The organism is Acetobacter sp. (assembly GCF_047723915.1).
Lineage (GTDB): Bacteria > Pseudomonadota > Alphaproteobacteria > Acetobacterales > Acetobacteraceae > Acetobacter.
The window spans coordinates 48,239-62,747 of sequence record NZ_JBDOBQ010000006.1 but is presented as its reverse complement, the minus strand read 5'-3'; the positions used below and the strand labels follow the sequence as shown (position 1 = coordinate 62,747).

Sequence of the window (14,509 nt, the reverse complement as noted above, 5' to 3'; positions counted from 1 at the left end):
TCGCGTCCAGCCCGCAGGGTCATACCATGACGATCATCCAAAAACTTCCCGCCGATGACACGACATGCGGCTGGTTTCACCTCAGCCCGCCCCGCACCCCCAATGCCCCGCATATGGGCGAACGGCGCGTGCCGTGGGCCATTGTAGGCGCGGGCTTTACCGGGCTGGCCCTGGCACGCCAACTGGCGACCCATTTTCCACAGGACGAAATCGTCCTGCTTGACGCACAGGAGGTAGGCTATGGCGCGTCCGGGCGGAACGCCGGCTTTGCCATCGACCTGCCCCATGACATAGCCGCCGACAATTATATTGGAGATATCGCGACCGCACGCATGGTGCTCAAGCTGAATCTGCTGGGCCAGACCGCGCTGCGGGATCTGGTCGCGCAATTCAACATCGACTGCCACCTGCGTGCGTCGGGCAAATATCAGGCCGCTGTGGAAGACCGGGGCGTTGCCGTTCTCGATGCCTACCGCCAGGGCCTGGACACGCTTGAGCAGCCATACACCATGCTCGAGGCCGACACCCTGCGCGACCATATCGGCACGTCATTCTACCGCAAGGCGCTGTTTACGCCGGGCACCATGCTGGTCCAGCCCGCGGCTCTGGTAAAAGGGCTGGCGGACAGTCTGCCGCCCAATGTCACACTGTACGAAAACACCCCCATTTCCACTGTGGAGTATGGGGCGCAGACCGTTCTGGGCCATGCGGGCGGGCGTATCGTCACGGACAAACTGCTGCTGACCAACAATGCCTTTGGCATGCAGTTCGGTTTTCTGCGTGGCCGCATGCTGCCTGTTTTCACATATGGCAGCCTGACCCGCCCCCTGAACACGGATGAACAGGAACGACTGGGCGGCAGGGACTTCTGGGGCCTTATTCCCGCCGACCCGGCCGGAACCACCCTGCGCCGCACGCATGACAACCGCATTCTGGTGCGCAACAGCTTCAGCTACAATCCGGACGGGCGCAGCCATCCGCATTATCTGAAACGTTTTGCGCAGCGACATCGTACATCGTTTAGTCGCCGTTTTCCCATGCTGCCCGATGTCACGTTCGATTATACCTGGGGCGGTTCTCTTGCCATTGCGCGCAATCACCAGTCCCGGTTCGGGAAACTGGCTTCCAATGTATACGGCGCATTGTGCTGTAATGGGCTGGGGGTCACGCGCGGTACCGCCATGGGCATGCTGCTGGCCGATCTGCTGGCGGGCAAGGACAGCGATCTTGTCGATTTTCTGGCAGCCTTTCCCGGCCCCAACCGCAACCCGCCTTCTCCCATTCTGGATATCGGCGTACGGTTGAACCTTGCCTGGGCTCAGTTCCGCGCGGGACGGGAAGCCTGATGCGCCCGAACCATACCCCCCCGACGCACGCAAACGGCGGACAGCCCCCCACGCTGGAGGACCTGCCGCTCAGTACCTTTCACCGCCTGCTGACTGTACGTTCTGGCGGCGGTTCGTTCGTGGATGGGTATGTTCTGAGCATTATCGGCGTTGGTATGGTCCGGCTTTCAGCCGCGCTGCAACTGTCCAGCCTGTGGCAGGGGCTGATTGCCGCGTCAGCGCTGATCGGCATTTTCTGCGGTGGACTGATCGGCGGCCCGCTGACCGATCATTTCGGTCGCAAGCGCATTTTCTTTGTCGGCCCCACGCTTTTCATTGTCTTCTCGCTTGCCCAGCTCTGGGTGAACGGCCCCATCTTCCTGTTCACCTGCCGCTTTTTCATCGGCATCGGGGTCGGCATAGAATACCCGGTCGCAACGGCCCTGCTCGTTGAATTCCTGCCCCGGCGCCACCGCGGACCCCGCCTGGCCACACTGACGATCATGTGGTTCGCGGGGGCGGCCACGGCCTATATCGTGGGCAACATGATCCTTGGCGCTGGCGGTGCCCAGGGGTGGCGTCTGGCCCTTGCAAGCTCGGCACTTATCGGTCTTGCGCTGCTGCTTGTACGCATCGGCACACCCGAATCTCCACGCTGGCTGTTAAGCAAGGGCCGCACACAGGACGCCAATGCCGTCATCAGGCAGGTATATGGCAACACCTATTCCACGGCAGACCTGCCCGAACTCCCCCAGACGCGCAAGGTGTCGCTCCTTGACCTGTTACGCTCGGGTTACGGCACAAGACTTGTGTTCGTCATTCTGTTCTGGACCTGTTCGGTCATTCCCGTATTCGCGGTCTATGCCTTCGCACCCAAGGTTCTGCTGGCCCTCAACCTGCATGGCAAATGGGCCGCTTACGGGTCTATTGCCATTACGCTCATGTTCGTGATCGGCTGCGTTGCAGCCACGGCGTTCATCAACGCCATGGGGCGACGGCCGATGCTGATCCAGAGCTTTCTGTGGTCCAGCCTGGCCCTGCTTGTGCTGGGTGTGGAGGCCAATGGCCCTTCACTTGTGATCCTGCTTGCTTTTGGCGCCTACGCTTTTTTCATCGGTGGCGCGCAGGTGCTGCAACTTGTTTATCCCAACGAGCTGTTTCCCACCGAGATCCGCGCCGTAGCCGTAGGCTGCGGCACCTCGCTCTCGCGTGTTGGCGCTGCCATCGGCACTTATCTCGTTCCCCTGTCGCTCGACACTCTGGGCATCGCATACACCATGTATGCCGCAGCGGCAGTTTCCGCAGTGGGTCTTGCATCGGCCATAATACTCGCCCCTGAAACCGGCTCCCTCAACCTGGCCGAAGCCGCGTCGCTGGACACATGACGGACGTGACCCCCGTTCCCCAACAGTGGTGCCCGGTTGCATAACCGCCACCCGGACAAGGAAAAATACAATGCTTTTCAACGGTATTTACACACCCGCGATCACGCCGCTCACGCCTGAGGGCGATATCGACCACGCGGCTTTCGCCGATGTTCTGGAACATCTGATTGCCAGCAAGGTCCACGGCATTATCATCGGCGGATCGACGGGCGAATATTATGCACAGACCATGCAGGAACGCTTCGACCTTGCGGCCCGTGCGAAAGATGTCGTGGGCAACCGCCTGCCGCTGGTAATAGGCACGGGTGCCACCCGCACGGAAGATGCAATCGCTTACGCAAAAGCCGCGAAGGATATCAAGGCCGACGCCATACTGGTTACGACCCCGCCTTACGCCCTGCCGACCCAGCAGGAAATCGCGACCCATGTGAAAGCCATCGACAAGGCCGCCGGCCTGCCGATCATGCTGTATAACTACCCGGCCCGCATGGGCGTGTGCATGACTGACGAATTTTTCGACGCCGTGGCGGATGTTACCAATATTGTCGCGATCAAGGAAAGTTCGGGCGAAATGGCCCGTGTCCACAGCCTTGCACGCAATTATCCCAGCGTTGGCCTGTCCTGCGGGTGGGACGACCAGGCGCTGGAATTCTTTGCCTGGGGTGCGAAAAGCTGGGTGTGCGCGGGGTCCAACTTCGTGCCGGCCGAACATGTCGCTCTTTACGAAGCCTGCGTGGTCGAAGGCAATTTTGACAAAGGCCGCCGGATCATGAGCGCAATGCTCCCGCTTATGGACTTCCTTGAAGGCGGCAAGTTCGTACAGGCCATCAAGGCCGGAACAGCGCTGATCGGATTGAAGACCGGTGGCGTGCGCGCCCCCCTGCAACCGCTTGATGACGCCGAAACCGAGAGCCTGCGTGCCATTATCGCCGCACTGAAAAGCGATGTCGCCGCAGTGACAGGGCAGTCCACCCATGGCTGAGCTTCTTTCTGCCGCACAATACGCGGCAATCGCCAAAGGTCTGGTGCTGCCCACACAGGCCTTTATAAACGGCGCGTTCCGCCCGGCTGCGTCCGGCACGACGTTCGAGACGACCAACCCCGCCACCGGTGCGGTTCTGACCGCGATCGAAGCCTACGACACGCGAGATGTCGACGTAGCTGTCGCCGCCGCCAAGGCCGCGTTCGAGGACGGGCGCTGGCATAAGCGCTCCCCCGCCGAACGCAAGCAGGTTCTGCTTCGTCTGGCCGACCTGCTGGAAGACAACGCCCATGAACTTGCGGTCATGGAAAGTCTGGACAGCGGCAAGCCTGTGCATGAATGCCAGACCATAGACCTGCCGGAGACAATCGGCACCATCCGCTGGCACGCGGAACTGATCGACAAGATTTATGACAGCACCGCCCCGACAGGATCGAACGCGCTGGCCCTGGTCGTGCGCGAACCCATTGGGGTGGTGGGTCTTGTCCTGCCATGGAACTTCCCGCTGCTGATGCTGGCCTGGAAGATCGCACCCTCCCTCGCCGCCGGGTGTTCGGTCGTGGTAAAACCCGCGCCCGAAACAGCGTTGACGGCATTGCGGGTGGCGGAACTCGCGCAGCAGGCCGGCATTCCCGCCGGGGTGTTCAATGTCGTGCCCGGCGGGGCAGAGGTAGGCGAACCGATAGGACGGCACATGGATGTCGCCATGGTCAGCTTTACCGGCTCCACCGCGACCGGGCGGCGGTTCCTGTCCTATGCCGCGGAGTCCAACCTCAAACGCATTGTTCTTGAATGTGGTGGCAAAAATCCTGCCGTGGTCCTGAAAGATGCCGAGGACCTCGACAGAGTTGCCTCCCATGTTGTGAACGGCGCCTTCTGGAACATGGGCGAAAACTGCTCGGCCTCATCACGGCTGATCGTGCATGCCGACATCAAGGACGAACTGCTCAGGCGGATTGCCGTTCACCTGCGCGACTGGAAGATGGGCGACCCGCTCGACCCCGAAAACCGCCTGGGCTCGCTGGTCAGCCGGGCGCATTTCAACAAGGTTCGCGAATTTCTCGACGAAATTGTTGCGGAAAAACGCCCGGTTGTTCTGGGCGGCGGCACCGAGCACGGTATTTTCGTGGAGCCAACCATTGTTGATGGCGTAACACCCGACGCCCGCCTGTTCCGCGAGGAAGTGTTCGGCCCCGTACTGGCTGTCACGACATTCGAGACGATAGAAGAAGCGATCACCCTCGCAAACGACACGGTCTACGGCCTGGCCGCCTCTGTCTATACCGGCAACCTGCGCAATGCCTTACGTCTGGCGCGCGAAATCCGCGCAGGCGTGGTGACGGTCAACTGCTTTGGCGAAGGGGATTCCTCAACCCCGTTCGGCGGGTATAACCAGTCCGGGTTTGGTGGACGTGACAAATCCGCCTGGGCGCACGACCAGTATACCGAACTCAAGACAATCTGGATCGACACGCCCCAGCCCTGAGCAGACAAGACATGCTGGCCGGCCCCTAACCCTGCCGGCCAGCATGACAGCAACCCGGATACGAAGCCCGCATGACAGACCGGCAACCGGCGAGAACACATCTGCGCCGGTTGGCCCAGCAGCGGAAATCCGGCAGGGTCAGGGTGTTTTTTCTGTCCTGATATCGACAGGTGTTTCAGGCATGACATCGGCCGCCATTTCCTTCGGCACGATATAGACTTCCATGTTTTCGCGCGAAAGTTCCCAATGCTCGAAAACAAGATCGACAACGGCAACCTCGTCACGGGCTTTGATCGCCTCGATCAGACCGTCATGATGTTTGACCGACAGACGCAGGCGTCTCAGCATTTCATTATTCTGGGGACGGTAGAACGTATTGCCAATTCTGGCATGGTCGATCAGCAGCCGGTTCAGGCTGGGTTGCAGATAGGCGCTGCCCGCCATTTCTCCGATAATTTCATGGAAACGATTGTTTTCCATGACCATGGCGTAGGCATCTTCTGCGATGCTGGCTTTTCTGAACCGTTCCTGCGTGTCAGCCAGATCGGTCATCTGCCGTGGTTTGAAATTATGGACCGCAAGGCGGCCAATGGCAGCGTAGATCATGGGCGCGACCAGAAAGAAGTTCCTTAATGTCGCGTGGTTCATGGGTGCCACGCGGGCACCACGGTTTTCCCGAAGGTCGATATAACCTTCACCCGCGAGGCGATGGAACACCTCGCGCACGGGCGTGCGGGAAAGCCCATATGCTTCCCCGATCACGGCTTCATCAAGGTCCTCTTCGGGATCCAGTTCCATGGTCAGGATCCGACGTTTCAGGTCACTGTAAAGTGTTGCTTTTCCGCTTTTCGCCACGCTGTTCCCGCCATGCTTGCCTTTGGCGGCGCAGACTATCACACAACGGCGGCGAGATGCGAATTTCGGGACGCAATACATGTATAAATTGTATATACATTTTACAGTGACTGTTATGCCACCGGGATAATCCGCACCGGAAGCAAAGGCAAAAACACGACCTTCCTAACCGGTCTATAAGGGCCTCCGCTTTCCGGACCGGAATCCGGATTCGTTATTTCAAAGAATTTTTCAATGATAATCTCCAGTTACAACCTGAATTCCGTATTACGGCATGTGTTCTACAAGCCACAGTTCTGCTCATACTGCCGCGGCCAGTTTGATGCGATATTGTAACAGCCTTCAAAATTGTACATTTTAAAAATACATTTTTCTTGACGCAAATCGGTTGTCGCCGCAGATCATTTTGATGTCGGAACTTTCCGCAATCAGATCCGTGATCGGTTCAACCCTGAACTTGTGAAAGCAGATACATGAAGCAGGCGATCAAAAGAGGCGTTCTCGCGGCCGGCACGTCCGCGCTGGTCTTGACCGCGATGGCAGTACCCCAGACAGGCTTTGCCGCAACCAAGGCAAAAGCCAAATCTGCCCACACGTCTTCCACAAGCAAGGTTGCACATACCTCCGCGACAACGGCCGCCCCCGCGCCGGTCCGGCATGTCGCACCCGCCGCACTGACCTCTCACCGCACCGAGGAAGTCGGCGTCGTCGGCCATCCCTATCGCGCCCAGACCGTCACCGTCGGCGCGGCCCAGCTCCAGCGCGCCATTCCCGGCACAAACCCCATGAAAGTCCTGGGGATGCAACCCGGCGTCATGTTCCAGTCCAACGACCCCCAGGGGCTGGATACATGGTCCGCACAGATCATGATGCATGGTTTCCAGCAGCAGGAAATCGGCATGACGCTGGATGGCATCCCGCTCGGTGAAATGACATACCGTAACTACAACGGTACAAACCCGATCCAGGCGATTTCGTCTGAAAACGTCGGCAGCATGGACGTATCTCGCTCCGCCGGTGCGGAAACCGTGGCCGCCACCAACAACCTCGGCGGCTCCATCGAATACGTGTCCTCCGACCCCAAGGACAAGATGGGTGGCCAGATCGGCCAGTCTTTCGGTTCCAACCAGAACTTCCACACCTTCATCCGCTTTGACTCCGGCAAGCTGAACGCCTCGGGCACCAAGTTCTACGTGTCCTACATGCGCAATGACAGCCAGATGTGGAAAGGCTACGGCGACCAGTTCCTGCAACAGGTCAACGCCAAATTCGTGCAGCCCATCGGTGAGCGCAGCAAGATCAGTGCCTTTTTCGACTGGAGCGATCTCCACCAGATCACTTATATGGATTATTCCTTTGAGATGATGGACAAGATCGGCACCCGTCAGGGCTATTACTACAATGGCCAGCTTTCAGCCTATGAAACCGCCTACAAGGCGGCACTGGCCACCCAGGGCCTGCCCGGCGGCAGCTATCCCAGCTACATGTCCGGCCTGTCCGACAAGTCCGATGCGGCCTATTACAGTGGCGCCACCAACAACGTCGACCTTCTGGGCGGCCTGAAGGCCGACCTGCAGATGACCGACCATCTGAAATGGACTACGACCGTCTACGGCCACAACCAGCAGAACCAGACAACCTGGGTCACGCCGTATTTCGGGTCCCCCAATGGCTCCCCCATGAGCAACCTAGTGAAAGAACCCGAAATCCGTCGTTTCGGTATTCTGTCCGCCATGCATTACAACATCAAGCATAACGAGTTCGGCCTGGGCGTGTGGTATGAAAACAACCACTACAAGTCCGCCATGAACCAGTATGAAGAACCCGCGCTGGATGCCAATGGCCAGCTCACCAGCCCGCTGGTGTATGACCTGAACCATTTCTCCAATCCGTTCGCCCAGGTCTTCAACCAGGATTACAACACCAACACCTTTACGGCGTTCGTCAACGACACGTTCCACCCGGTGCGCAACCTCGACCTGCATTTCGGCTTCAAGTCGGTGCTGAACACAACCCGCGTCGGCAATGGCTATCTGAACCAGGGCTATTACGGCAATCCCGGCCCCATCACCAGCGGTGTCGGTCTGACCGTCGCCAAGCCGTTCCTGCCCCATATCGGCATCGCCTACCGCTTCCTGCCCGGGCATGAAATCTTCATCGATATTTCCGAAAACGTGCATGTCTATCCGCAGTCCGGCTACAAACTGTCCACCTCGCCGTTCTCGGTGCTGCAGTCCGCGTTTGACTCCACGCATGTCCGTCCTGAAACGGCCTGGACCTACGCCATCGGTTACCGGTTCAACAACCGCATGATCTCGGCCAGTGTCTATGCCTACCGCACCAACTTCAACAACCGCCTCCAGCAGATCACGTCCGGCTCCGTCATCAACCCGGTCTCCGCCGTGGCCAACGTCGGCGGTGTGACCATGAACGGTGTGGATGCGGGCCTGACCATCCGCCCCATCCGTGGCCTGGAACTGTATAACAGCGTCAGCTACGACCATGCCACATACGACCAGGACGTGAGCAGCGGCGGCGAAACATACGCCATCAAGGGCCAGCAGGTCGTCAACTATCCCCGCTTCATGTATAAGGCCCGCCTGTCCTACACGTATCACAACGCCACGGCCTGGATCGACGGCTCCTACATGAGTGCCCGTAACTTCAGCTACATGGGCGACTACAAGGCTCCCGGTTACTGGCTCTCCAACCTGGGCGCCGAATACAAGCTCGGCAACATGGGCCAGTATATCCATGGCGCAGGCTTCGTGCAGAACCTGGTCTTCGGCTTCACCGTCGCCAACCTCACCAACCAGACCTACATCTCCACCATGGGTGAAGGCGGCAACCCCATCGGTGGCGCAAGTGCCTACAGCTACCAGTCCTTCCTGATCGGCGCACCACGCCAGTATTTCGGCTCCGTCCGCGCAGAGTTCTGACCTGCTATCCCGCAATGGTTTTTTCAGCCATTGCGGGCCTTTCGGGCTGGCAAGCCTGCGGGGGCTCACACACCTGATTTCGTGTCGCATGGATTATGCTCAGTTGTCGCTTCCGTCATTCTTTCCCGTCATGGACCTGCTTTAATACAGCATTACACCACTCGCCAACATACGGCTTTATTCCTTCATTTTTGTAAAAAATCCGTAGGTCTTCCGGGTGTCATTCAACAGGAAAAGACGGCTTCGATGCACAACAAATCCGCCATCACATCCCACCATGATTTTTTTCATGCCCCGCTTTCCACGACAGATGCCGAGGTCGCGGGCATTCTGCACGATGAACTCAAACGCCAGCAGGACGGCATTGAGCTTATCGCATCTGAAAACCTGGCATCCTTTGCCGTTCTCCAGGCGCAGGGCTCTGTCCTGACCAACAAATACGCCGAAGGCCTGCCCGGCAGGCGCTATTACGGCGGCTGTGCGGAGGTCGACCGGGTGGAAACCCTGGCCATAAACCGCGTGAAACAGCTTTTTGGCGCTGAATTCGCAAACGTTCAGCCCCATTCGGGCGCCAACGCCAATCAGGCAGCGTTCATGGCCTTGGCCAAGCCGGGCGATACGATACTGGGCATGAGCCTTGCCGCTGGCGGGCATCTGACGCATGGCGCGGCCCCCAATTACTCCGGCAAATGGTTCCGCTCAGTCCAGTACGGCGTCCGCCGCGAAGACGGAACACTGGACTATGACGGCATGGAACAGCTTGCGCGTGAGCACCGGCCCAGAATTATTGTTGCCGGCAGTTCCGCCTACCCCCGGATCATAGATTTCGCACGGTTCAGGAAGATCTCCGATGAAGTCGGGGCCTATCTTATGGTCGACATGGCCCATTTTGCGGGGCTGGTTGCAGCCGGTCTTTACCCCAGCCCCTTGCCGCACGCCCATGTGGTGACAAGCACCACCCACAAGACCCTGCGCGGGCCACGCGGCGGTATTATCCTGACCAATGACGCCGATCTGGCCAAGAAAATCAATTCCGCGGTGTTCCCCGGCCTTCAGGGTGGGCCGCTCATGCATGTCATCGCGGGCAAGGCCGTCGCCTTTGCCGAGGCCCTGCAGCCGTCCTTTACCGCCTATCAGCAGGCCGTTGCTGAAAACGCCACGACGCTGGCGCAGGAACTGCTGCGCCGTGGGTTCAATATCGTCACCGGTGGGACCGACTGCCATATTGTGCTTGTCGACCTGCGGCCCAAGAACGTGACCGGCAAGGTCGCGGAAGCCGCCCTGGAACGCGCGGGCATTACCGCGAACAAGAACGCCATCCCCTACGACCCCGAAACCCCGTTCGTAACCTCCGGCATCAGGCTGGGCAGCCCGGCGGTAACGGCACGCGGGTTCGGCGTTGCCGAGTTCCGTGAAATCGCCCGTTTTGTCGATGAGGTGCTGAGTGCCCACAACACTGCTGACGCACAGAGCGTGGAAAACAGGGTACGCGCGGAAGTCAGCGCCTTATGCCAGCGTTTCCCGATCTATGATGTCGCCTACCCGGGAGCGTAAGTTTTCAGCCCTGGTCCGGCTCCTGGCAGCCGGACCGGCACTATCCTGTTCCGGCCCGCGGTCCTGTGTCCTGCACACACGAACGCGGGCTGCTGCACGACTTTTCAGGGCATGGCATATGGTATTCCCTGAACTGCCACATGGAGCACGCCGCAGAGCAGGACATGACCGGCAGCCAGACCCGTCATGCCACGGCCCCAACGTGGAACGATTGTCTGGTACGATCCATATGGAAAAGACACGCCACGCATGGATGTGTCTGCCCTTAACAGCAAGGTCATGAGACAGTGAAAAAGGGACTGCAGGGTACCATCAGGCCAAGGCTGCGGGTGGGCTTTATTCTGGCTGAACATTTCACGCTTTCAGCCTTTGCTCTCTTTGTCGACCATCTGCGGCTTGCCGCGGACAAGGACGATCACAGTCGGCCTATCCATTGCTCGTGGCAGGTTCTTTCCGATTCCGTACACCCGGTTCATGCAAGCTGCGGGGTTACGGTCGCGCGCGATGCGCCACTCGGCAACCCGGGGCATTTCGATTATATCGTGGTGGTCGGCGGCCTGTTGCAGGGGCACGCCCAGATCAATGCCGTCACGCTCAAATGGCTGCAACGCGCGGCGTCACTGGGTGTAACGCTGATAGGGGTCTGCACGGGCACGTTCATTCTCTGCCGGGCCGGGTTGATGGACAACCGGCGTGTGTGCGTAAGCTGGTACCACCGGCACGATTTCATGGCCGAATTTCCCGATCATGATGTGGTGAGCGACCAGCGCTTTCTTGACGATGGCGACCGTATCACCTGTTCTGGCGGCAGTGCCGCAGCCGATGTGGCGCTGCACCTGATCAACCGCAGCATTGGCCAGTCCACGGCTGAAAAAGCCCGTCATATCCTGCTTATGGACCGTGTGTTCAGCACCCGTGCGCAGGTCAGCCTGCAACCCATTCCGCCGGTTCCGGGTATAGCGGACCGTATTGTGGACCAGCGGGTCCAGCGTGCGTTGCTGAGCATGGAACAGAATATGTCCCGCCCGCTGCCGATCCGGCAACTGGCAGCACAGCTTGGCATATCGAGCCGGCAGCTTGAACGCCTGTTCCATAATGCCGTGGGACGAAAACCGCAGGATGTCTACCGCATGATCCGGTTAAGCTATGCCCGCGCCCTGCTGGAAGCGGGAGAAATGAACGTAACAAAGGCCGCGATAGAAACGGGTTTTTCCGACAGCTCCCATTTTTCCCGTCATTTCAAGTCGATTTACGGAGTAGCCCCGAGCATCTGGCAACGCGGCGGCATGGCGGGACAGGCAGGCGGCATGACCGCCACACCGGCTTCATCCCACGCCGGTGTGCGCATTTTCTCCCGCCCATGACCTGCGGCACAACGGGGCACGACGATATCAGATAGTCGGGCGGGCATTGGTCATGCCATGATTGTGCGCACCGTCAGGACCTGCCACAATACCCCATGCCGAACGTAAACATGACCGCCGCCATGCTGATCGCCCTGCTGCTGGATGCCAGTTTTGGCTGGCCGCAAAGCCTGTATCGCGTTGTGGGGCACCCGGTCACGTGGCTGGGTGCGCTCATCGATGCCGGGGACAGACATCTCAACCATACCGCCGACCGCAACGCCACGCGCCGCCTTGCGGGGCTGGGCCTTACCTGTGGGGTCATTGCCGTTGCGGCGGGGCTGGGCTTTGCGGTCTCCGCAGCGCTGCCCGCCGGGTGGGGCGGGGTGATCCTGACCGGTATACTGGCATGGCCGCTGGTCGCCACACGCGCATTGCACGACCACGTTCTGGCTGTTGCAAGACCTCTGGCCATGGGCGACCTGGCCGGTGCCCGGCAGGCCGTTTCCATGATTGTCGGACGCAACCCGGAACGGCTCGATACCGCCGGGGTTGCCCGTGCGGCAATGGAAAGCCTGGCCGAAAACACCTCGGACGGGGTAGTGGCTCCCCTGCTATGGGGCATGGTGCTGGGCCTGCCGGGCATTGCCGCCTACAAGGCCATCAACACGATGGATTCCATGATCGGCCACCGTACCCCCCGTCATGAGGCGTTCGGCTGGGCGGCCGCCCGTCTTGACGATATTGCCAACCTGATCCCCGCGCGACTGACCGGACTACTGTTCGCGCTTGTTTCGGTCCGGCCAGCCACGGCATGGACGGTCATGCTGCGGGACGCCAGCACCCACCGCTCGCCCAATGCCGGCTGGCCAGAGGCTGCTTTTGCCGGCGCGCTCGGCATTCGGCTTTCAGGTCCGCGCAGCTACGACGGGCACGTAGCCGACGAACCCTGGCTGAATGCAGGCAGCCCCGACCCGCAACCCCGCGATCTGGCGCGCGGGCTGGCCCTCTACCGCCGGGCCATGGTGGCACTTGCCGCGACCATGGCCTTAATCGTTCTGGCATGTGGCAGGCCATGACGGACAGCAAACTCGCACCCTGCCCTGCACGGGATGGCAAACCCACCAGAGTTAAAAAATCCCCACCAGACAACCTTAAACGCGCGCCGGATAGCTGTTAGCGTGCGGTTGCCAGCAGCATGCTGACATCGCAATGTTTTTCCAGGTGGTCGGCCAGCGCGTCCAGAACGCTTTCCACTTTTTCGCTGTATGTCAGGGGGGATGGTGCCGCACCAAGCTGGCGCAGGAACGCGCCCCGGAACGTGTCCCCCGAGAACATGCCGTGCAGGTAGCTGCCCATGATCAGCCCGTCCGACGACATGGCACCTTCGGGTTTGCCCCCAACATGGGCGAACGGGCGCACACGGGCAGGGCCGGTGGTTTCACCGATATGGATTTCATACCCCGTCATGGGCGTGCCGCTGGCCGCATGCACCGCATGAACCTGCGAAAGATGCTTGTCAGGCTGCATGGTCGTGACGACATCCAGCAGACCCAGGCCAGGCACACGATCCTGCCCGCATGCACTTTCCAGCCCCAGCGGGTCATGAATGCTCCGGCCCAGCATCTGGTAGCCGCCGCAAATACCCAGCACGTGCCCGCCACGCCGGACATGGGCCTGAATGTCGATATCCCACCCCTGGGCGCGCACCCAGGCAAGATCCGCAATGGTGGATTTGGTTCCCGGCAGAATGACCAGATCGGTATCGCCGGGAATGGGCTGACCAGGCCCGATCATGCGCAGCGTGACGGCCGGTTCCTGTGCCAGCGGGTCAAGGTCATCGAAATTGGCGATACGGGAGAGAACCGGCACGGCTATGCGCAACGCACCGCCACCACCGCTGCGCCGCAGGTCGACCGCATCTTCCGCCGGCAGAAGGGCTGCATCCGCAAAATAGGGCACCACGCCAAACCCGGCCCAGCCGGTACGCTGTGCGATCAGGGCATAGCCGTCGTCGAACAGGCCTGGATCGCCACGGAAACGGTTGATCAGGAACCCCTTGATCTGGGCGGCATCGGCCGCCTCCAGCACGGCCTGTGTGCCCACGATCTGGGCAATGACCCCACCCCGGTCGATATCCCCCACTAAAATGACGGGCACATCCGCCGCCCGGGCAAACCCCATATTGGCGATATCGCCAGCACGCAGGTTGACCTCGGACGGGCTGCCAGCACCCTCGACAATGACCAGATCGGCCCCCTGCCGCAACCGTGCAAAGCTTTCAAGGACAGGCGCCAGCAACCGGGGTTTGAGCCGGGCGTAATCACGCGCGCGCGCGGTCGCGACATGCCGCCCCTGCACGATCACCTGCGCGCCGGTGTCGGTTTCGGGCTTGAGCAGAACGGGGTTCATGTCCGTATGGGCCGCACGCCCGCAGGCCAGCGCCTGCAGGGCCTGCGCGCGCCCGATTTCTCCGCCGTCCGCGGTTACGGCGGCATTGTTGGACATGTTCTGCGGCTTGAACGGCGCCACAGACAGGCCGCGCCGCAGCATTGCCCGGCACAGCCCCGCCACCAGCAGCGACTTCCCGACATTGGAGCCGGTGCCCTGGATCATCAACGCGCGCATGCACCCTCCGGC

The 14,509-nt window shown here is 60.4% G+C and carries 10 protein-coding genes; 8 read left to right on the top strand and 2 right to left on the bottom strand.

The features are described 5' to 3' along the window. The first annotated feature begins 26 nt into the window (after positions 1–26). The 4 genes from ABF990_RS05505 (at position 27) to ABF990_RS05490 (ending at position 5,178) form a co-directional block, all read left to right on the top strand. Positions 27–1,346, top strand: a complete 1,320-nt coding sequence (locus tag ABF990_RS05505; protein ID WP_415490517.1) for an NAD(P)/FAD-dependent oxidoreductase — start codon at positions 27–29, stop codon at positions 1,344–1,346. Beyond that, positions 1,346–2,710 (top strand): MFS transporter, encoded by a 1,365-nt coding sequence (locus ABF990_RS05500; protein WP_415490518.1) that lies wholly within the window; start codon positions 1,346–1,348, stop codon positions 2,708–2,710. The genes ABF990_RS05505 and ABF990_RS05500 overlap by 1 nt, the downstream gene beginning before the upstream one ends. 70 nt (positions 2,711–2,780) lie before the next feature. Further along, positions 2,781–3,692, top strand: a complete 912-nt coding sequence (locus tag ABF990_RS05495; RefSeq protein ID WP_415490519.1) for a dihydrodipicolinate synthase family protein — start codon at positions 2,781–2,783, stop codon at positions 3,690–3,692. Next, positions 3,685–5,178, top strand: a complete 1,494-nt coding sequence (locus tag ABF990_RS05490) for an aldehyde dehydrogenase (protein WP_415499801.1) — start codon at positions 3,685–3,687, stop codon at positions 5,176–5,178. Before ABF990_RS05495 ends, ABF990_RS05490 begins: the two co-directional genes overlap by 8 nt. Before the next feature lie 138 nt (positions 5,179–5,316). Here ABF990_RS05490 and ABF990_RS05485 read toward each other — a convergent pair whose 3' ends face one another. Beyond that, positions 5,317–6,114, bottom strand: coding sequence for a GntR family transcriptional regulator (locus ABF990_RS05485; RefSeq protein WP_415499800.1), 798 nt, complete (start codon positions 6,112–6,114; stop codon positions 5,317–5,319). Positions 6,115–6,506: 392 nt separating this feature from the next. Between ABF990_RS05485 and ABF990_RS05480 the strand changes: the two genes are divergently transcribed. The 4 genes from ABF990_RS05480 (at position 6,507) to cbiB (ending at position 12,948) form a co-directional block, all read left to right on the top strand. Further along, complete coding sequence (locus ABF990_RS05480; protein ID WP_415506516.1) at positions 6,507–8,972, top strand: TonB-dependent receptor; 2,466 nt, start codon at positions 6,507–6,509, stop codon at positions 8,970–8,972. A 246-nt stretch (positions 8,973–9,218) separates the two neighbouring features. Continuing rightward, positions 9,219–10,526, top strand: coding sequence for a serine hydroxymethyltransferase (gene glyA / locus ABF990_RS05475; protein WP_415499798.1), 1,308 nt, complete (start codon positions 9,219–9,221; stop codon positions 10,524–10,526). A gap of 287 nt (positions 10,527–10,813) precedes the next feature. Then, a complete protein-coding gene (locus ABF990_RS05470; RefSeq protein WP_415499797.1) occupies positions 10,814–11,890 on the top strand; it encodes a GlxA family transcriptional regulator in 1,077 nt (358 codons plus the stop codon). Positions 11,891–11,985: 95 nt separating this feature from the next. Further along, a complete protein-coding gene (gene cbiB, locus ABF990_RS05465) occupies positions 11,986–12,948 on the top strand; it encodes an adenosylcobinamide-phosphate synthase CbiB (RefSeq protein WP_415499796.1) in 963 nt (320 codons plus the stop codon). A gap of 97 nt (positions 12,949–13,045) precedes the next feature. Here the strand turns inward: cbiB and ABF990_RS05460 are convergent, their stop codons facing one another. Beyond that, the gene (locus ABF990_RS05460) at positions 13,046–14,497 is read right to left on the bottom strand and encodes a cobyric acid synthase (protein WP_415499795.1); all 1,452 of its coding nucleotides are present in this window, start codon (positions 14,495–14,497) and stop codon (positions 13,046–13,048) included. Positions 14,498–14,509 lie beyond the last annotated feature (12 nt).